This is a genomic window from Sphingobium sp. BHU LFT2, from assembly GCF_018604485.1.
GTDB lineage: Bacteria > Pseudomonadota > Alphaproteobacteria > Sphingomonadales > Sphingomonadaceae > Sphingobium > Sphingobium yanoikuyae_A.
Genome location: NZ_JAFCGW010000004.1, coordinates 30,630 through 48,858 on the forward strand (window position 1 = coordinate 30,630; position 18,229 = coordinate 48,858).

Sequence of the window (18,229 nt, forward strand, 5' to 3'; positions counted from 1 at the left end):
GACAGGTTCTAGCCGGCGGACAGGGGTTCGGCGGACACAGGCTTCAACGACCCCTTCGGGGGGGTATCCATAGAGAAGGGCAACTGCACATGGCCAACACGCCAAAAGATATCCTGAAGATGATCGAAGAAAAGGAAATCGAGTGGGTCGATGTCCGTTTCACCGATCCCAAGGGCAAGTGGCAGCACCTGACCATGGTGTCTTCGGTCCTCGGCGAAGATGAGCTGACCCAGGGCCTGATGTTCGACGGTTCGTCGATCGAAGGCTGGAAGGCGATCAACGAGTCGGACATGATCCTGAAGCCCGACCTGGACGCCGTCTATGTCGATCCGTTCAGCGCCACCCCGATGCTGATCATCTTCTGCGACATTGTCGAGCCCGACACCGGCGAACTCTATGCCCGTGACCCGCGTTCGTGCGCCAAGCGCGCCGAGGCGTTCGTCAAGTCGGCCGGTTTCGGCGACACCATCTATGTCGGCCCGGAAGCCGAATTCTTCATGTTCGACGATGTGCGCTTCGAGAATGATTACTCGCAGAGCTACTACAAGATCGACGACATCGAGCTGCCGACCAACACCGGCAAGGAATATGAAGGCGGCAACCTGGGCCACCGTCCGCGCGCCAAGGGCGGTTATTTCCCCGTCGCGCCGGTCGATCCCTGCACCGACATCCGCGCCGAAATGGTGTCGACCATGCTCGAAATGGGCCTGCCCTGCGACAAGCATCATCATGAAGTCGCCGCCGCGCAGCACGAACTGGGCCTGACCTTCGGTACGCTGGTCCAGACCGCTGACCGCATGCAGATCTACAAGTATGTCGTGCAGATGGTCGCCCAGGCCTATGGCAAGACCGCGACCTTCATGCCCAAGCCGATCGCACAGGACAACGGTTCGGGCATGCACACCCACATGTCGATCTGGGAAGGCGGCAAGCCGCTGTTCGCGGGCGAAGGCTATGCCGGCCTGTCCGACACCTGCCTCTACTTCATCGGCGGCGTCATCAAGCACGCCAAGGCCCTCAACGCCTTCACCAACCCGACCACCAACAGCTACAAGCGTCTGGTGCCGGGCTTCGAAGCCCCGGTTCTGCTGGCCTATTCGGCCCGCAACCGTTCGGCCTCCTGCCGTATTCCCTACGGCGCCGGTGCCAAGGCGAAGCGCGTGGAATTCCGCTTCCCCGACGCGATGGCCAACCCCTATCTCTGCTACGCCGCGCTGCTGATGGCCGGCCTCGACGGCATCGAGAACAAGATCCATCCGGGCGCCGCGATGGACAAGAATCTCTATGACCTGCCGCCCGAAGAGCTGAGCCAGGTGCCGACCGTCTGCGGTTCGCTGCGTGAAGCGCTGAACAGCCTCGAAGCCGATTATGAGTTCCTGCTCAAGGGCGACGTGTTCACCAAGGACCAGATCGATGCCTATATCGAACTGAAGTGGCCCGAAGTGTATCGCTGGGAAATGGCGCCCTCGCCGGTCGAATTCGACATGTATTACAGCGCCTGATCCTTTCACAGGTTGCTGGAGGACGGGCCCGGTCGCGCAAGCGGCCGGGCCTTTTCCGTTGCGGCGCAGCAGGCGTGCTGTTCTATTCCGGCACCACGCATCGACGAAGGGAGACTCGCCTTGCAGATCAGCGGAAAGCTTGCCCGCGCCGCCCGCGCCCTGGTGGAATGGCCGCGTGATCATGTCGCTCGCCTTGCGGGGATCGATACGCCGATGCTGGCCGATTTCGAAGCCGGCCGCGCCGATCCGGGTGACGATGCCAAGGCACGACTGCGCCTGATACTGGAACAGGGCGGCGCCGTCTTCCTGCCGGAGGATGGCGAACAGGGCGCTGGCGTTCGGCTGAAATTCACCGCACGCGACGTGCGCGCAATCAACCGCATGGAAGGCGAAGGCGGCCCGATGGGCACCGACGACGTCTGATCCCCCTGTTGCAGGATCGATCGCCACCGCCCACATGATCTGCATGAACCCGATCGACGCGCTAGACCTTTCCCTTCCCCTGATCCAAGCGCCGATGGCGGGCGTATCCACGCCGGCGATGGCCGCCGCCGTCAGCAATGCCGGGGCGCTGGGATCGATCGCCGTGGGCGCAACCGATGCGGCGGGCGCCCGCGCCATGATTGCGGCAACACGCGCACTCACTGACCGACCGTTCAACGTCAATCTGTTCGTCCATGCGCCGCCCCGCGTTCGTCCGGCTGAGGAACAAGCGTGGCTGGCGGCGCTGGCACCGCTCTTTGCCGCGCAGGATGCGGCACCACCCACCCGCCTGGAGACCATCTATCGCAGCTTTGCCGAAGACCCGGCGATGCTCGACCTGCTGGTCGAAGCGCGCCCGCGCGTGATCAGCTTCCATTTCGAGCTGCCTGGCGCGGCCCAAATCGCGGCGCTCAAGCAGGCGGGTTGCCTGCTGCTCGCATCCGTCACCAATTTGGACGAGGCGGTCGCCGCCCGCACTGCCGGCATCAATGTTCTGGTGGCGCAGGGATTTGAAGCCGGCGGCCATCGCGGCATGTTCGATCCCGATGCGCCCGATGCAATGCTCGGCACCTTCGCGCTGACCCGCCTGCTGGTGGAGAAGGCCGGCTTGCCGGTGATCGCCGCCGGCGGCATCATGGACGGACGGGGCGTCCGCGCCGCGCTCGACCTGGGCGCGGTGGCGGCGCAACTGGGCACGGCGTTCATCGCCTGCCCGGAAAGCAGCGCCGACGCCGCCTATCGCGCTGCCCTTGCCAGCCCAGCCGCCCTGCACACGGTCATGACCCGCGCCATTTCCGGCCGCCCGGCCCGCTGCCTTGCCAATCGCTTCACCCAATGGGGCGCTGAAAATGGTGGCGACGTCCCCGACTATCCACGCGCCTATGCCGCCGGGAAGGCGCTCAACGCCGCCGCCAAGATCCAGGGCGAAGGTGGCTATGGCGCGCAATGGGCAGGCCAGGGTGCGCCCCTCACCCGTTCCTTGCCGGCCGCAGACCTAGTCACGGCGATCGCAGCGGAAATGCGCGAGGCATGAGCCGCGTCGCGCATGACGTAGCACTGCAACGCACGGGCGTCCTGACGTTATTGGCGCCCTATGATCCCCATGTTGCGGGCACGCCGCCGCTTGGCCTCGACCTGCCGGACAGCGACATCGATATCGTCTGCGAGGTGCGGGATTTCGATGCCTTTGCCGCCTTGCTGACCGAGCATTTCGGCGATCGCCCCGATTTTGCGGTTCATGCGCGCCCCGACCTTGATGCCATGATCGTCCGCTTCCGCGCGTGGGACTGGCCATTCGAGATCTTCGGCCAGGCCTTGCCGGTCGCGCAGCAACATGGCTGGCGCCATTTCTGTGTCGAGCGGCGCCTGCTCGATCTAAGCGGCCCTGCTTTGGCGCAGGCGATCATGGCCTTGCGCCATCGCGGCCTGAAGACCGAGCCCGCCTTTGCCGCGCTGCTCGGCCTGACGGGTGATCCCTATGCCGCGTTGCTGGAACTGGAGGGACAGGACGACGCAGCCCTGCACGCCCTGCTGCCCTGATTCATTCCAGCCCGAATTATTCTGCGCGGTCAGGGATGGCGGCGCCGAACAGCAGCACCGAATCGCCCGGCGGCGACAGCACGATCTCGCCGCCAGCCTCCATCACCAGCGCCCGCACCATCCAGGCCGCCGCCGTGCGCGACGCCAGGCCACCGGCCGGCAAGGTTCCTGCCAGCGCCGCGCGCAGTTCGGGATCGAGAATGACCTTGGGCCCTTCGCCACGCACCACGATCTCCGTCACGCCGGGCCGCTTCTCCGCGCCGATGTCGAGCTGCCCGCCGCGCACCAGCGCATCGCCGGCGATCAGCGCCAGATTGAGCAGCACCTTGACCGCGAGCTTGGCCAGCATCTGTTCCTCGACCATCCAGCCAAGCTTCACCCGGCCCGAGGCGAACATGCCCTCGATCGCGACTTTCGCCTCATGCGGCGGCACCGCATCGCCAAAGCCGCCCGCCGAACCAAAGGCCAGGCGAAAGAATTTCAGCTTGTTGGCCGAGGTGCGGGCGCTATCGGCCAGCAGGTCCAGGCAGCGCTGGCGCATGTCCGGATCGGTTTCGTCGGCCATGAGTTCCAGACCATTGTTGAGCGCCCCGACGGGGCTCAGCAGGTCATGGCAGAGGCGCGAGCAGAGAAGGCTGGCAAATTCGATGCTGTCGATCGGATGGGTCATGGAGATGGAGGCCGCCGGATTTACGGGAAAAGACACCTTCCCGGCTAGGCTTCCCCAGCCGATGATGCAAGCCCGGCTCACCCCCTTTGCATCACCTTATGTCGAGCAACGCCTCCACGAAGGCCACGCCCCCCTCCCCGTCCGGCCCGGCCACCCATGCGCGCACCGTTCCCCCGCCGACTATCAGCCACAAGGCGCCGTCCGGCGCGGCGCAGGCCCGGTCCGTTTCCGACGGAATCGGAGCGCCCGATGGGTGGGAATGATAATGACCAAGCACCGCCGGTCCGCCCCGGCGCGCGGCCCGATGCGCGTCCAGCAAGGTGGCTGGCGCCAGTTCGAAATGACGGGCCGGGTCAGGCGCGACATTGGCCGCTGGCAGGATCGCGTCGATGCGCGCGCCCTGCCCCAGCAACAGGCCGCAGACCTCCCCCGGCTCGGCCGCGGCCAGGGCCATGATTTGTTCCAGCAGCACCCTTGAAATTTCGGCCTTCATTCCTACATCCCTAGGCAATGGTTCCGGGGGTTTCCATCATTGAAACGACGATAGGCGAAGCCCAGGCGGGTTTGCGCCTCGATCGAGCACTGGCCGAACTGCTGCCCGACCTGTCGCGCGAGCGGATCAAGGCGTTGATCGTCGAGGGACAGATCGTCTCCGGCGGTCGATCGCTCAACCCGTCGATGAAGGTGGCGGTGGGGCAGGATTACAGCATCACCCTGCCCGCGCCGGTCGCGCTCGACGCGGTGGCGCAGGATATTCCGCTCGACATCGTGCATGAGGATGCCGACCTGATCGTGGTGGACAAGCCTGCGGGCCTGGTGGTCCACCCGGCGGCCGGCAATCTGGACGGCACGCTGGTCAATGCGCTGTTGCATCATTGCGATGGTCAGTTATCCGGCATTGGCGGCGTGGCGCGTCCGGGCATCGTTCATCGCATCGACAAGGATACTTCCGGCCTGTTGGTCGTTGCTAAATCGGACAAGGCCCATGAGGGCCTGGCCCGACAGTTCAAGGATCACAGTATCGACCGGCTCTATGCCGCGATCGTCTATGGCATTCCCGCGCCGGGGTCCGGCACGGTCGATGCCTGGATCGGGCGGTCAGACGCTGATCGAAAGAAGATGGCGGTTCATCGGGAAGGGCGCGGCAAACATGCCGTCACCCATTACCGCGTGATGGAGCGCCTGCGCGGCGCTGCGATGGTGGAATGCCGGCTGGAAACCGGCCGCACCCATCAGGTTCGCGTGCATATGGCACATCTGGGTCACCCCTTGATCGGCGACCCGGTTTACGGTAGAGACAGAAAAGGTTTCAAATCAATACTGGAAACGCTGGGTTTCAAAAGGCAGGCATTGCACGCGAAACGGCTGGGGTTCATACATCCTGTGACGGAGGAACCCCTGGCTTTCGACAGTCCCCTGCCTGCAGATATGCAGGAACTGTTAAGCGAGCTTCACGTATAGGTTCTGACAAGTTTGCGCGGCCAGCGGATGCCACTTTCGGGTCCGCCTGGCGCGCATGTAAAGGGAAGGAATTGTGACATGGCCAATCGGAGCAATGTCCCCGCGGTTCCGGCGCTGGGCGGTGAAGCCAGCCTCAACCGCTATCTGTCGGAAATTCGCAAGTTTCCGCTGCTGACCCCCGAGCAGGAATATATGCTCGCGAAGCGCTACGAGGAACATCAGGATCCCGAGGCGGCGGCCCAGCTCGTCACCTCTCACCTGCGTCTCGTGGCGAAGATCGCCATGGGCTATCGCGGCTATGGCCTGCCGGTCAGCGAACTGATCAGCGAAGGCAATATCGGCCTGATGCAGGGCGTGAAGAAGTTCGAGGCCGAACGCGGCTTCCGCCTGGCGACCTACGCCATGTGGTGGATTCGCGCGTCGATCCAGGAATTCATCCTGCGTAGCTGGAGCCTGGTCAAGATGGGCACCACTGCGTCGCAGAAGAAGCTGTTCTTCAACCTCCGCCGGATGAAGAACAATATCGAGGCGTTCGAGGACGGCGATCTGCGCCCCGAGGACGTGACCAAGATCGCGACCGATCTGGGGGTGTCGGAAGATGACGTGGTGTCGATGAACCGTCGCATGGCGATGGGCGGCGATACCTCGCTCAACGTGCCGATGCGCGAGGATGGCGATGGCCAGTGGCAGGATTGGCTGCAGGACACCGATCCGCTGCAGGACGAACGGGTCGCCGAGGAGCAGGAACGCACCCAGCGTCACGAGATGCTGGTCGAGGCGATGACCGACCTCAACGATCGCGAGAAGCATATCCTGGCCGAGCGTCGCCTGGCCGAGGAGCCCAAGACCCTTGAGGAACTGAGCCAGGTCTATGGCGTGTCGCGCGAGCGCGTCCGCCAGATCGAGGTTCGCGCCTTCGAGAAGCTGCAGAAGGCGATGATGCGCATCGCCGGCGGCAAGCTGGAAAAGATGGCACGCTTCGCCGCCGCCTGATCCGGCGACACAGGAAAAAGAAGAAGCCCCGGAGCGATCCGGGGCTTTTTTTTCGTCTTAGAGCACCCGCACCATCGAGACGCTGTCCGCGCCATAACTGTCGGCGGCAACCGGCGCGTCGACGAAACCCTGTCGGCGCCAGAAGGCGTCCGCGCCGTTCACGGCGGTCAGGGTGATGCGGTCGAAGCCGGCGGTACGCGCCAGTTCCACGGCCAGGTCCACGGCCGCCGCAGCAGCGCCGGTCCCGCGCGCTTCGGGCAGCAGCGCCAGGTCGTGGAGATAATAGCGATCGGGCGCGTCCGGCAGCGCGCCGATCAACTGGTCGAGCGCCGGCGGCCGGTCGCCGGCCCAGGGATGGGTGACGAGATAGCCCAGCGCCTCCCCATCCCGCTCCAGCAGGAAGCAACCCGCCGGATAGAGGCGCAGCCGTTCGGCATAAATGGCGGGCTTCTCCGTATAGGCGCCATGGACCCGGTCGGAAATGACCGCCACCGCGTCCACATTCCCCTGCCCCATCGGTCTCCACCGGGCGCTGCCGCTCATGCCTCGACACCCAGGGCACGGCGATTGGCCGCCAGCAATTCCTTCGACAGCGCCGGATCGTCCACCGCGCGGGCCAGCACCATCGTGCCGACCAGTTGCGCCATGCGGGCGAGCGCCGCGTCGCGATCGGCGATACCGGCATTTTGCAACGCGGCGGTCAGATCCTCAAACCCTTCGCGAAAGGCGGCGGCGAGCGGTCCGCCCTTGCGCGCAGCGTCCGGGCCGAGCGCGATCAGCGCGCAGCCGATTTCGGGCGCGTCGCGGTTACGGGCACTCAGATAATCGGCGGTGATCGCATCCGGCCCATCCTCGGCCGACAGGCGACGCCACTTGGCCGCGCCGCGCGCGAGCGACGTGGCACAGGCTTCGGCCGCCAACGCCTCCTTCGATTCGAACTGATTGTAGAATCCGCCGTGGGTAAGGCCGCATTCGCGCATCACCTCACCAATGCCGACGCCCTCCACACCACGGGCACGAAACAGGCGGGATGCGGCATCCACCACCTTCTCGCGATTGCGCTCGGCCTGTTCACGGCTGACTTTCATGATCCTGCATCTCCAATTGGCCTCTTGACCTTATATATGATACCTATCATTTAACGCCAGTCCGTTTTCCGGCTCAAAAAGCAGTTCAGGGGCCAGTCCAAGGGCCAATCCAAGGGGAAGTCGATGCTGTCCACCATGTTCGCCCGCCGCCTGGCCGCGCGCAATGTCCATTATGGCTGGGCCGTCGCGGGTACGACCTTCCTCACCATGCTGGTGGTGGCCGGCGCTGTCGGCGCGCCGGGCGTGTTCATCGTCCCCCTGCAAAAGGAATTTGGCTGGAGCGCGGCGGATATTTCAGGCGCACTGGCGATCCGTTTCCTGCTGTTCGGCGGCATGGGGCCCTTTGCCGCGGCCTTCATGAACCGCTTCGGCGTGCGGCGGATGATGCTGATTTCGCTGTCGATCGTCATCGGCGGCCTGCTGCTGTCGCTTGGCATGACGCAATTGTGGCAGCTCGTCCTTCTCTGGGGCGTGGTGATCGGCGTCGGCACGGGCCTGACAGCCATGGTGCTGGGCGCGACGGTCGCCACCCGCTGGTTCAGCGAGCGGCGCGGACTGGTGATGGGGCTGCTGTCGGCGAGCACCGCGACCGGCCAGCTTGCCTTCCTGCCGCTGCTGGCCAGCATGACCGGCAGCTATGGCTGGCGCGTGGCGATGTTGCTGGTGTGTGGCGCGATCCTGGTCGCGGCCGTAGCGGTCATGCTGCTTATGCGCGACCGGCCGTCGGACCTGAACCTTCCCCCCTATGGCGAGCAGGCGATCCAGCCCGTCCCTGCCCAGCCGGCGAGCCTGGGCGCGTTGCTGGCGACGCCGCTGATCGTGCTGCGCGACGTGGCGAAGGTGCCGACCTTCTGGATCCTTTTCTTCTCCTTCTACATCTGCGGCGCCAGCACCAATGGCCTGGTCCAGACCCATTTCATCTCGCTGTGCGGCGATTATGGGCTGGCGGCGGTGGGCGCAGCGTCGATGCTGGCGATGATGGGGCTGTTCGACTTTGCCGGCACGCTGGCATCGGGCTGGCTCAGCGATCGCTACGACAATCGCTGGCTGCTCTTTTTCTATTATGGGCTGCGCGGCCTGTCCCTCCTCTACCTGCCGTTCAGCGACTTCTCGATCTACAGCCTGTCGCTGTTCGCCATCTTCTATGGTCTCGACTGGGTAGCGACGGTGCCGCCGACGGTGAAACTGACAGCGCAGCGCTTCGGCCCGGAAAAGGCGAATATCGTGTTCGGCTGGATCTTTGCCGGGCATCAGCTGGGCGCAGCGAGCGCAGCGCTGGCCGGTGGCCTGTCGCGCACCGCCTGGCAAAGCTATATGCCCGCCTTCATCGCGGCCGGGGTGCTGTGCCTGATCGGCGCGGCGCTGGTGCTGCTGATCAACCGGGGCCGCACGCCGAGCCTGGCAACCGCCTGAAGGAATCGATGACGGCGGCGCGCAGGGGCGCTAGTTTGTGGCCCATGAAAAAAGCCAAAGCCGCGCCCAAGCCTGCCTCCACCCAGAAACGTCGCTCCCGCTGGATCAGCATCCCCCTCAAGGTCGCCATCGGCTTTGTCGGCCTGTCGGTCGGCACCGTTGTCATCTATCGCTTCGTGCCGCCGCCGGTGACGATCACCATGCTGCTCGACCCCAATGGCATCACCAAGGAATGGAAGCGCCTGGACGCGATCGATCCGGACATGCCGCGCGCAGCGATCGCGGCGGAGGATAGCCGCTTCTGCAGCCATCACGGCTTCGACGCGGTCGCGATCGCTCAGGCGATGCGCCACAATGCCAGCGGCGGGCGCATTCGCGGCGGCTCCACGATCAGCCAGCAGACGGCGAAGAATGTCTTCCTGTGGCAGGGTGGCGGTTTCGTCCGCAAGGGCTTCGAGGCCTGGTTCACCGTGCTGATCGAGGCGATCTGGGGCAAGCGACGGATCATGGAAGTCTATCTGAACGTCGCGGAGACCGGCATCGGCACCTATGGCGTCCAGGCCGGGTCGATCCGCTATTTCGGCCATGGCGCGGGCAAGCTGAGCCGGGCCGAGGCGGCGCGGCTGGCGGCGGTATTGCCGCTGCCCAAGAAGCGCGAGGCGATCGACCCGCACGGCTTCACCCGTCGCTATGGCAACAGCATCTCCGCCCGCATCCCGGTGGTACAGCGCGACGGGCTGGACGACTGCCTGAACTGAGGCAGCGGCCGAGCGCCCGAAAATAGGAAATCGGGCGCTTAACTTCCCATATTTCCCGCACATTTCGACATTTTATTGCGCTGCCCTGATCCTATCGAAAAGCGCACACTAGCCTATCCCCGATCATAATCGGGCGGCGGCGAATAGGACATGAAAAAGGGAGGCGCGGACCGCTCCGCACCTCCCTTCCTTTTTGCCTGTCGGCGTCTGGCTTAGAAGCCGATCACCAGCGAGCCGCTGATGGCGCGCGGAGCACCGAAGTTGACGTTCGTGCTCGACGCGGTGGTCAGGCCGCCGCTGAACGAACCGATGTAGAACTTGTCGAACAGGTTCGACACGTTCAGCTGGAAGAAGGCCTTGTCCAGACCCATGTCCTTCAGGTTGTAACGCAGGTCGAGGTCGACAACGGTGTAACCCGCCACCTTGAAGGTGTTGATGTCGTTCAGCCAACGCGAACCGGTGCGCTTGATCTGGGCGCCCAGATCAACCGGACCCAGCGTACCCTGAATGCGACCGCCCCACAGATAGCCCGGAGCGCTGCGTTCGCGGTTGCCCTTGGTCGCTGCGAAGCTGTTCGCGCCAGTCTGGACGTCGGCACCGATTTCGGATTCGATCCAAGAACCAAATGCGTAAACCAGCAGGCCGTCCATCGGGCGAACGGACACGTTGGCGTCGATGCCATACTTCTTCACGCCACCCAGGTTGGTGTCGATCGAGCAATCGCATTCGAAGCTGTAGGCCGAAGCGATACGGTTCTTGTACTTCGCGTACCAGCCGGTGACAGCCGCCTGAACGATGTTGTTCTGGTAGCGCAGGGCCAGGTCGAAGCTGTCCGACGTTTCGGCAACCGGCTTCGATGCGGCGTTGGTCGCCGGCAGGAAGATCGAGTTGTAGAGCGTGTCGGTGCCCGGAACCGAGATGTTGGCGGCATAGCTACCCGCGACGCTCACTTCCGGCGTGATCTTGAAGATCGCGCCGACGTTCGGCAGCAGCTTGTCATACTTGTAGACGCGCTGCTGCGGCGCGGCGAAGGTCGGATTGGCCAGAGCATAAGCCGCGACATCGCCACTGGCGACGCAGTTCACATTGCCGTTGGCGGCCGTGGTGAAGCAGTTCTGGTTCAGTTCGCGCTTGAAGAAGGGCGCGCGAACGCCGAGGTTCACGATCAGACGTTCATCGACGAACATGCCGCGATATTCGCCAGCGACCTGGTTCAGGGTCGCGTAGGACTTGCGATCACGCTTCTGCAGGATGTTGCCGACGGAATCGGTCAGCGGATCATTGACCGGGAAGACGTCCAGCGGCTCGCCGTTATGATCAAGCAGCGCAGCTTCGCCGGTCTGGCGGTGACGGGCGCGATCGAAGCTGTACGACAGACGCAGACGGTTGTTTGCGTCAAATTCATAAGCGAGGTTCGCGATGGCGACCCAACGACGGGTGTTCGTCTGGCTGGGATTGACGATCGCGGTGCGATCCGATTCCGTCGGGTCGACGCGGCCATTGCCATTCGCGTCAACGCCGAGTTCGCCGTCACCGTTCAGGTCGTTGCCGAAATAGGCCGAGCCGCCGAAATAGCCGGTGTAGGCCTGGCCGTTCTGATAGTAGAAGCTTTCATAAGCTGCCACGCCGCCGCCGCCATTGGCCTTGGTGGTGCTGTAGGCAGCATCGGCCGAGAAGATCAGCTTGTCGGTCAGCGTCAGCCGCGTGCTCATGCGCTGAATGCCGGTGTTCGACGGATTGTAGCGACGCTCCCACTGCGAGCCGCAATAGCCCGAAGGAAGCTGGTCAGCGACACCGGCAACCGGCGTCGGCAGGACGCAGGGTGCGCCCGCACCGCCGACGTCATAGAAACGGGCGCTCTTGTCACCCGAGAAAGCGGCAGCCGAACCGGGCGAACCACCGAAGTTGTTGCGGTTCACGTTATAGTGCGCAGCCAGCGAGATGAAGTCGCCATTGCTGCCGATCTCCTGGTAGATCTTGCCGTTATACTGGGCCTTGTCGACCTTGCCGTAGTTGGCAAACGACGCTTCGTTATAAGCGCGCGAGGCCGAAACCCACGCCTTGGTGCCATGGCCGGTGAAATCGCCGGTCTGGATCATGCCGAACACGCGGTGCATCGGACGATCGCCGGCACCCTTGGCCGCGATGTTGCCGTAGCTGACGCTGGCCAGCGCACCGAAATCGTCGCTGGGGGTCAGCGAGTTGATGTTGACGGTGCCGCCAACCGCAGCAGCGGTCGGGCTGTCGACATCGGTCGCGCCGAGGTTGACGTTGATGCTTTCGACCAGTTCGGGGTCGATCTGCTGGTTGGTGTAGATGGCATAGTTACCCGAGTCATTCATCGGGATACCATCGAGGATCTGGGCGATACGGTCCGAGCTGAAGCCACGGATGGTGAAGCTGCCGCCCGACGAACCCCAGGGATCGTTGTTGGTGAAGCTGACGCCCGGCACCAGGTTGATGATTTCGTTGACGGTCTGGCCGGGGCGCTGACGCTCGATGATTTCCTGGGTCAGAACGACCTTCGCCTTGGGCGAGTCAGGGATCTTCACGCCGCCGACGCCCTGGTTCACCACTGCACCGGTGACGACGATCGAATCTTCGAAATCCTGCGAACCGGTCGACTGCGCGAAAGCGACAGCCGGGGCAGCGACGGCGAGAATCGCGGCGCTGCACTTGAGAAACTGCTTCATTGACCCTTGTCCCTTTTTCAAGAGTGCGCCCCACGGCGCCATAACCATTTTGCTCTTCGAGCCGGCGCCGCATCTGGCGGCCACTGGCGACGCCCCTGTGATGCTATGATTGCAATTATGTTACAATGCAGGTGCGGGACTGTCACAATTGGACGGGCATCTGGACAAGGCACTGAAAAGCAGCCGGAAACACCAATCTATCACATTGATTTTATTGCATAATATGTCGAAATTTTACACCACGCCAACACTGGTGCAATTATGCAACGGCGCAGGAAATTTTGTGCAGTGCGAAAGACTTGCACGAAAAAGGGGCCGGTGGATGGTCCACCGGCCCCTTTTGTTCCAGCCTGAACGGCGAATGAACTAGGCAGCGTCTTCCGCGCGCTTGTCCTTCTCGCTGAACACGCGAATCGGTTCCTTGGTCCCGGCGACGACATCCTTGTCGACCACCACTTCACCCACACCCTCCATCGAGGGCAGGTCGAACATGGTGTCGAGCAGGATCGCTTCCAGGATCGAACGCAGGCCACGGGCACCAGTCTTGCGCTCGATCGCCTTCTTCGCGATCGCGGTCAGCGCGTCGTCGGTGAAGCTCAGTTCGACATTCTCCATGTCGAACAGCTTGCCATATTGCTTGACCAACGCGTTCTTGGGCTCGACCAGGATCTTGACCAGCGCGGTCACGTCCAGATCCTCCAGCGTCGCGATCACCGGCAGACGGCCGACAAATTCGGGGATCAGGCCGAACTTCAGCAGATCTTCCGGTTCGCTCTGACGCAGCAGCTCGCCCGTCTTGCGCTCTTCGGGCGCCGCGACATGGGCGCCGAAACCGATCGACTTGGCCTCCAGACGGTCGCCGATGATCTTTTCCAGACCCGCGAACGCGCCGCCGCAGATGAACAGGATGTTGGTCGTGTCGACCTGCAGGAATTCCTGCTGCGGATGCTTGCGCCCACCCTGCGGCGGAACCGAGGCAGTCGTGCCTTCCATCAGCTTGAGCAGCGCCTGCTGCACGCCTTCACCCGACACGTCGCGCGTGATCGACGGGTTTTCGGCCTTGCGGCTGATCTTGTCGATCTCGTCGATATAGACGATGCCGCGCTGCGCCTTCTCGACATTATAGTCGGACGCCTGGAGCAGCTTGAGGATGATGTTCTCCACGTCCTCGCCGACATAGCCGGCTTCGGTCAGCGTGGTGGCATCCGCCATGGTGAAGGGCACGTCGAACGTCTTGGCCAGCGTCTGCGCCAGCAGCGTCTTGCCGCAGCCGGTCGGGCCGACAAGCAGGATGTTCGACTTGGCCAGTTCCACCTCGCCCGGCTTGGAGCCATGGTTGAGGCGCTTGTAATGATTGTGGACCGCGACCGACAGGACGCGCTTGGCGCGCTTCTGGCCGATCACATAATCGTCGAGCACATCGCAGATCTCCTGCGGGGTCGGCACGCCGCCATCCTTCTTGCCGACGAGACCGCCCTTGGTCTCCTCGCGAATGATGTCGTTGCACAGTTCCACGCATTCATCACAGATGAAGACGGTCGGCCCCGCGATCAGCTTGCGCACCTCATGCTGCGACTTGCCGCAGAAGGAGCAGTAAAGCGTGCTTTTTGAATCGGAGCCCGTAAGCTTAGTCATTCGCCAATCTTTCCTCCCCGCCGTCGGCACCATGCCGGATCTGGCCGGGGATATTCTGGTCCAAAGGCCATCCTAGACCGGGGCACGGCGGTTTCACAAGGGGTGATATACCGCGCCCCGGTAAAGATCGCCTTTAGGCTTCTGCGGATTCCGCAGCGGCCGGGCGGCGATCGAACACTTCGTCGACCAGACCGAACGCCTTGGCTTCGTCAGCCTCCAGGAAGGTGTCGCGGTCCATCGCCCGCTCCACCGCTTCCAGCGACTGGCCGGTATATTTCACATAGAGATCGTTGAGGCGGCGGCGAATCCGAAGGATTTCCTTGGCCTGGATCTCGATATCGGACGCCATGCCCTGGGCGCCGCCCGACGGCTGGTGGACCATGATGCGGGCGTTGCTGAGCGCGATGCGCTTGCCCGGCTCGCCGGCGGCCAGCAGGAAGCTGCCCATCGAGGCGGCTTGGCCAATGCAGACGGTGCCGACCTGGGGGCGGATATATTTCATCGTGTCGTGGATCGCCATGCCCGCCGTGACGACGCCGCCCGGCGAGTTGATGTACATCCAGATGTCCTTCTTCGGATTTTCCGATTCGAGGAACAGAAGCTGGGCGACGATCAGCGAGGCCATATGGTCCTCGACCTGGCCGGTCACGAAGATGATCCGCTCGCGCAGAAGACGCGAGTAAATATCGAAGCTGCGCTCGCCACGGTTCGATTGCTCGATGACGATGGGAACCAGCGCGGCCATGGGATCATGCATGATGTTGGTCATTGTGCTCTTTCAGTCAGGTGCTTTTGCCCGACCCCCTACATCGGCACAAAACCCGACTGGTTCAAGGGGGAACCATGTGTCACCCCTACCGTTCCACAATCGTTTCAAATCGCGACAGGGGGAACAAGCCGATGGTTTCCGACGTGCATTCCGATATTCCGCCCCATGACGGCCGGGCCGGACCGGGGCTGATCGCCGCCTTCTCCTTCGGTTGGAAGGCGCTGGCGCTGCGTGGCGTGGTCTCGATCATCCTGGGCATCGTCGCCCTGGCCTACCCGTTCAGCGCGCTGTTCGCGCTGACGCTGATCTTCGCGGTCTATGCACTGGTCGACGGCATATTCTCGGCGATCAGCGCCTTTCGCCGGATGGGGCATGGCCGCCATTGGGGCGCGATGCTGCTGCGCGGACTGCTGGGCATTGCCGTCGGCATCATCTTCATCGTCACCCCGATCGCGATGACGATCACCTATGCGCTGCTGACCGTGTTCCTGATCGCGGGCTGGGCGATCATCGCCGGCGGGCTGGAAATCATCGCCGCGATCCGGCTGCGCAAGGAGATAGAGGGAGAATGGCTGCTGGCGCTGAGCGGGCTGCTCTCGCTGCTGCTGGGCCTGTTCGTCCTCTATCTGGCCCTTGCCAACCCGCATGTGTCGGTGGCGATGCTGGGCTGGGGCATCGGCTTCTATGCGCTGGTGACGGGCGTCACCCTGCTGATCCTGGCGATGCGGCTCCGCCGTCGGGTTCAGTCCTTCAAGGCGTAGTCGCTCGGCGCGCGGAAGGCGAGATAGGCGAGCCGCCGCACTTCGCGGCGGCCGCGCACCACCGTGTCGAGGATGAGGCCGCACATGCCGCTCAGGGTCGCCAGGATCATGAGGCCGGTGACCAGGATTGCGGTAGGAAACCGCGGCACCAGCCCGGTCTGGGCATAGGTGACGATCAGCGGCACGGCCAGACCGAGCGCGAGCGCTGCGAGGAAGGCCGCGATGATGCCGAAGAAGAGGATCGGCCGTTCGATGCGATAAAGGGTGATGATCGTGCGCAGGATGCGCCAGCCGTCGCGATAGGTCGAAAGCTTGCTGACCGATCCTTCAGGGCGCGCGCCATAGGCGGTCATCACTTCGGACACCGGCATCGCCAGTTCGAGGGCATGGACGCTGATCTCGGTCTCGATCTCGAAGCCGGCCGACAATACTGGGAAGCTCTTGACGAAGCGGCGCGAAAAGACGCGATAGCCCGACAGGATATCGGTAAAGCTGCGGCCGAAAAGCTGCTTCAACAGGCTGGTGAGCGCCCAGTTGCCGAAGCGATGGCCACGCCGATAGGCTGCCTCGACCTGGTCGCGGCGGCAGCCCACCACCATGTCGAGATTATCCTGCAGCATGGCAGCGATCATCTGCGGCGCAGCAGCGGCCTCGTACGTCGCGTCGCCATCGGCCATGATGTAGATGTCGGCGTCGACGTCGGCGAACATGCGGCGCACGACATGGCCCTTGCCCTGCTGGGCCACGCGGCGAACGATCGCGCCCGCGCCGGCCGCCAGTTCGCGGCTGCCATCGCTGCTGTTATTGTCGAAGACATAGATTTCGGCATGGGGCAGCGCGCGGCGGAAATCCTCCACCGTCTGCACGATCGCCCCGGCCTCATTATAGCAGGGCAGGATAACGGCGACGCGCGGATGACCGACGCCAATGTTCGAAAGATTGTCCATATCCATAAATTGCCCCAACCTATGCTGACCAAATATGGCCGTCGCCCGTCAGACCGGCGGCGGCAACATGTATCGCGCAACGACGGTCAGCGCCAATATGGCTGCCGGCACACCCACCGTTGCCACCGCCAATGCCGAATGTCGCCGCATCATGGCCCTTATCGTCGCATCGGACAATGCGAGCGGCAGGGCCAAGCAAACCGCCAATGTCGTAAAGAAGAAATAGCGCTGATCGGTCGCCACCCCGACAAGCAGGAAGGTGCCTGTATATATCAAGGCAAGCCATATCAATATCGCGCAGACACGCAGCAGCGCATCGCGCGAGGCGCGCAGCGCGGCAATGATCCAGGGCAGCAGCGCCAGCGCGATGGCGACCATCATCACGGGCGAGGTCAGCGGCGAATAGCGGACCTGGTCCAGCAACCGGTTCTTGAACGACCCGCCGCGGTTGCCGGCGGTGTTCAACTTGCGCACGGCTTCGGTATGATGGACCGGCACCCAGAAATAGAGGGTCGAATTATAATGGGTCAGGCGATGGCGCAGATAGGCCAGCGGATGACGCCGGATCGCGCCAGTCCAGCGTGACGACAGCGATGCGCCCCCGCCATCCCGGATCGCCTGCTCGACATTCTTGAGCACATGGCAATTCCAGTGGGCATAGGCCAGCGTATCCCACATGATCGGGCTGTAGCAGCGATGGACATCCTGCGTCAGCGCCTGCGCGCCCGGCAGATCGGCCAGGATATCATCCCCGCCCCGCACCATGATGCCGGCGATGTCGAATATCTGCAGCGACCGGATTGCCCCGGCATCCGATGCGCCAAGGATGCGATGATTGACGATATTGCTGGCCGGGACCAGCAGCACTCCGCCGACCGCGGACAGCGCCAGCATCAGCACCGGCCGTGCCATCAGCGCCGGCCGGCCGGCAAAGACCAGCATCGGCGCAACCAGGAACACGGCATTGCTGCGCACCAGCGCCGCCATGACGACGATCAGCAGCGCCAGCACCCAGCACAGCGTCCGGGCTGGCCGCGCGGCGACGAGCCCTTCCTGCACCGCCCCGATGATCGCCACGGCCAGCAGCAGCATCACCGCCATCATGATGTCCTTGGCGATGTTGACGCTCATCATCAGCAGCATCGGCTGGGCCGCGAGGAAGATCATGCAATAGGCGCAGAGCCACCGGCCGCGTCGCGCCGGCAGGCTGGCCAGAAGCGCAACGCCGCAGCCGTAGAAGATCGTGTCGAAGGCAAAGATCGGCCCGGTGCCCGCGCCGAACAGGGTCAGCGCTTCCCAGATCCGCGCCATCAGCGGCGGATGCCAGTCGTTGAACCGGCCGGTGACGATCTGATGATATTGTCTGTTGCTGTCGCTGTTCGGCTCACCGGGAAAGCGCAGGAGGAAGAAGGCGAGAAACAGGAACAGGCAGACGCCCACCAGGAGCCACCTGTTCATCAGCAATTGCCCAAGACCCCGACCAGAACCGCCCTTGACGACTTGCATAAGCCCTCCGC

At 63.6% G+C, this 18,229-nt stretch carries 18 protein-coding genes; 9 read left to right on the top strand and 9 right to left on the bottom strand.

The genetic code is table 11. The features are described 5' to 3' along the window. Positions 1-89: 89 nt before the first annotated feature. From glnA to JQK15_RS09590, 4 genes are all read left to right on the top strand, one after another. The gene (gene glnA, locus JQK15_RS09575) at positions 90-1,502 is read left to right on the top strand and encodes a type I glutamate--ammonia ligase (protein WP_004207550.1); all 1,413 of its coding nucleotides are present in this window, start codon (positions 90-92) and stop codon (positions 1,500-1,502) included. A gap of 120 nt (positions 1,503-1,622) precedes the next feature. Further along, positions 1,623-1,925, top strand: coding sequence for a helix-turn-helix domain-containing protein (locus JQK15_RS09580; protein WP_214865204.1), 303 nt, complete (start codon positions 1,623-1,625; stop codon positions 1,923-1,925). A 34-nt stretch (positions 1,926-1,959) separates the two neighbouring features. Further along, positions 1,960-3,018 carry an NAD(P)H-dependent flavin oxidoreductase gene (locus JQK15_RS09585; protein WP_502956805.1) on the top strand — a complete coding sequence of 353 codons (1,059 nt, stop codon included), beginning with the start codon at positions 1,960-1,962 and terminating at the stop codon, positions 3,016-3,018. Beyond that, positions 3,015-3,524, top strand: coding sequence for a DUF4269 domain-containing protein (locus JQK15_RS09590; protein WP_214865208.1), 510 nt, complete (start codon positions 3,015-3,017; stop codon positions 3,522-3,524). Before JQK15_RS09585 ends, JQK15_RS09590 begins: the two co-directional genes overlap by 4 nt. Before the next feature lie 16 nt (positions 3,525-3,540). On the opposite strand, the gene JQK15_RS09595 is transcribed toward JQK15_RS09590, so the two are convergent. Next, positions 3,541-4,194 carry a histidine phosphotransferase family protein gene (locus tag JQK15_RS09595; protein ID WP_010336062.1) on the bottom strand — a complete coding sequence of 218 codons (654 nt, stop codon included), beginning with the start codon at positions 4,192-4,194 and terminating at the stop codon, positions 3,541-3,543. Positions 4,195-4,285: 91 nt separating this feature from the next. After that, a complete protein-coding gene (locus JQK15_RS09600) occupies positions 4,286-4,687 on the bottom strand; it encodes a M67 family metallopeptidase (RefSeq protein ID WP_214865210.1) in 402 nt (133 codons plus the stop codon). Between the two features lie 17 nt (positions 4,688-4,704). Here JQK15_RS09600 and JQK15_RS09605 point away from each other — a divergent pair, with 17 nt between their 5' ends. Beyond that, on the top strand, positions 4,705-5,655 hold the full coding sequence (locus JQK15_RS09605; protein ID WP_161733197.1) for an RluA family pseudouridine synthase: 951 nt from the start codon (positions 4,705-4,707) through the stop codon (positions 5,653-5,655). Between the two features lie 78 nt (positions 5,656-5,733). Continuing rightward, positions 5,734-6,648 carry an RNA polymerase sigma factor RpoH gene (gene rpoH, locus JQK15_RS09610; protein ID WP_004207557.1) on the top strand — a complete coding sequence of 305 codons (915 nt, stop codon included), beginning with the start codon at positions 5,734-5,736 and terminating at the stop codon, positions 6,646-6,648. 57 nt (positions 6,649-6,705) lie between these two features. Here the strand turns inward: rpoH and JQK15_RS09615 are convergent, their stop codons facing one another. Continuing rightward, positions 6,706-7,164, bottom strand: coding sequence for a GNAT family N-acetyltransferase (locus JQK15_RS09615; RefSeq protein ID WP_251007688.1), 459 nt, complete (start codon positions 7,162-7,164; stop codon positions 6,706-6,708). A 23-nt stretch (positions 7,165-7,187) separates the two neighbouring features. Continuing rightward, positions 7,188-7,736, bottom strand: coding sequence for a TetR/AcrR family transcriptional regulator (locus JQK15_RS09620; protein WP_214865214.1), 549 nt, complete (start codon positions 7,734-7,736; stop codon positions 7,188-7,190). Positions 7,737-7,859: 123 nt separating this feature from the next. On the opposite strand from JQK15_RS09620, the gene JQK15_RS09625 reads away from it, so the two are divergent. Then, positions 7,860-9,149 carry an MFS transporter gene (locus JQK15_RS09625; RefSeq protein ID WP_214865216.1) on the top strand — a complete coding sequence of 430 codons (1,290 nt, stop codon included), beginning with the start codon at positions 7,860-7,862 and terminating at the stop codon, positions 9,147-9,149. Positions 9,150-9,193: 44 nt separating this feature from the next. Continuing rightward, positions 9,194-9,907, top strand: coding sequence for a monofunctional biosynthetic peptidoglycan transglycosylase (gene mtgA, locus JQK15_RS09630; RefSeq protein ID WP_125986769.1), 714 nt, complete (start codon positions 9,194-9,196; stop codon positions 9,905-9,907). Between the two features lie 212 nt (positions 9,908-10,119). Here mtgA and JQK15_RS09635 read toward each other — a convergent pair whose 3' ends face one another. The 3 genes from JQK15_RS09635 to clpP all read right to left on the bottom strand — a co-directional run bounded on the left by JQK15_RS09635 (position 10,120) and on the right by clpP (position 15,004). Then, the gene (locus JQK15_RS09635; protein WP_004207562.1) at positions 10,120-12,600 is read right to left on the bottom strand and encodes a TonB-dependent receptor; all 2,481 of its coding nucleotides are present in this window, start codon (positions 12,598-12,600) and stop codon (positions 10,120-10,122) included. A gap of 366 nt (positions 12,601-12,966) precedes the next feature. Next, positions 12,967-14,235 carry an ATP-dependent Clp protease ATP-binding subunit ClpX gene (gene clpX, locus JQK15_RS09640; protein ID WP_004207563.1) on the bottom strand — a complete coding sequence of 423 codons (1,269 nt, stop codon included), beginning with the start codon at positions 14,233-14,235 and terminating at the stop codon, positions 12,967-12,969. Between the two features lie 133 nt (positions 14,236-14,368). Next, positions 14,369-15,004: an ATP-dependent Clp endopeptidase proteolytic subunit ClpP gene (gene clpP / locus JQK15_RS09645; protein WP_004207564.1), complete on the bottom strand. Its 636-nt coding sequence runs from the start codon at positions 15,002-15,004 to the stop codon at positions 14,369-14,371. A 131-nt stretch (positions 15,005-15,135) separates the two neighbouring features. Between clpP and JQK15_RS09650 the strand changes: the two genes are divergently transcribed. Continuing rightward, the gene (locus tag JQK15_RS09650) at positions 15,136-15,765 is read left to right on the top strand and encodes an HdeD family acid-resistance protein (RefSeq protein ID WP_214865218.1); all 630 of its coding nucleotides are present in this window, start codon (positions 15,136-15,138) and stop codon (positions 15,763-15,765) included. Here JQK15_RS09650 and JQK15_RS09655 read toward each other — a convergent pair. Both JQK15_RS09655 and JQK15_RS09660 read right to left on the bottom strand, forming a co-directional pair. After that, positions 15,747-16,718: a glycosyltransferase family 2 protein gene (locus tag JQK15_RS09655; RefSeq protein WP_010336051.1), complete on the bottom strand. Its 972-nt coding sequence runs from the start codon at positions 16,716-16,718 to the stop codon at positions 15,747-15,749. The two genes, JQK15_RS09650 and JQK15_RS09655, sit on opposite strands and share 19 nt — an antisense overlap. A 42-nt stretch (positions 16,719-16,760) precedes the next feature. Further along, positions 16,761-18,170, bottom strand: coding sequence for a hypothetical protein (locus tag JQK15_RS09660; protein ID WP_214865220.1), 1,410 nt, complete (start codon positions 18,168-18,170; stop codon positions 16,761-16,763). Positions 18,171-18,229: the final 59 nt, after the last annotated feature.

Bases quoted from the DNA above. Each gene is read 5' to 3' on its own strand.
- mtgA (WP_125986769.1), top strand. From the start codon at position 9,194: ATGAAAAAAGCCAAAGCCGCGCCCAAGCCTGCCTCCACCCAGAAACGT.
- clpX (WP_004207563.1), bottom strand. From the start codon at position 14,235: ATGACTAAGCTTACGGGCTCCGATTCAAAAAGCACGCTTTACTGCTCC.
- JQK15_RS09625 (WP_214865216.1), top strand. From the start codon at position 7,860: ATGCTGTCCACCATGTTCGCCCGCCGCCTGGCCGCGCGCAATGTCCAT.
- JQK15_RS09650 (WP_214865218.1), top strand. From the start codon at position 15,136: ATGGTTTCCGACGTGCATTCCGATATTCCGCCCCATGACGGCCGGGCC.
- clpP (WP_004207564.1), bottom strand. From the start codon at position 15,004: ATGACCAACATCATGCATGATCCCATGGCCGCGCTGGTTCCCATCGTC.
- JQK15_RS09605 (WP_161733197.1), top strand. From the start codon at position 4,705: ATGGTTCCGGGGGTTTCCATCATTGAAACGACGATAGGCGAAGCCCAG.
- JQK15_RS09620 (WP_214865214.1), bottom strand. From the start codon at position 7,736: ATGAAAGTCAGCCGTGAACAGGCCGAGCGCAATCGCGAGAAGGTGGTG.
- JQK15_RS09660 (WP_214865220.1), bottom strand. From the start codon at position 18,170: ATGAACAGGTGGCTCCTGGTGGGCGTCTGCCTGTTCCTGTTTCTCGCC.
- JQK15_RS09635 (WP_004207562.1), bottom strand. From the start codon at position 12,600: ATGAAGCAGTTTCTCAAGTGCAGCGCCGCGATTCTCGCCGTCGCTGCC.
- JQK15_RS09595 (WP_010336062.1), bottom strand. From the start codon at position 4,194: ATGACCCATCCGATCGACAGCATCGAATTTGCCAGCCTTCTCTGCTCG.
- JQK15_RS09655 (WP_010336051.1), bottom strand. From the start codon at position 16,718: ATGGATATGGACAATCTTTCGAACATTGGCGTCGGTCATCCGCGCGTC.
- JQK15_RS09615 (WP_251007688.1), bottom strand. From the start codon at position 7,164: ATGGGGCAGGGGAATGTGGACGCGGTGGCGGTCATTTCCGACCGGGTC.
- JQK15_RS09600 (WP_214865210.1), bottom strand. From the start codon at position 4,687: ATGAAGGCCGAAATTTCAAGGGTGCTGCTGGAACAAATCATGGCCCTG.
- JQK15_RS09585 (WP_502956805.1), top strand. From the start codon at position 1,960: ATGATCTGCATGAACCCGATCGACGCGCTAGACCTTTCCCTTCCCCTG.
- rpoH (WP_004207557.1), top strand. From the start codon at position 5,734: ATGGCCAATCGGAGCAATGTCCCCGCGGTTCCGGCGCTGGGCGGTGAA.
- glnA (WP_004207550.1), top strand. From the start codon at position 90: ATGGCCAACACGCCAAAAGATATCCTGAAGATGATCGAAGAAAAGGAA.
- JQK15_RS09590 (WP_214865208.1), top strand. From the start codon at position 3,015: ATGAGCCGCGTCGCGCATGACGTAGCACTGCAACGCACGGGCGTCCTG.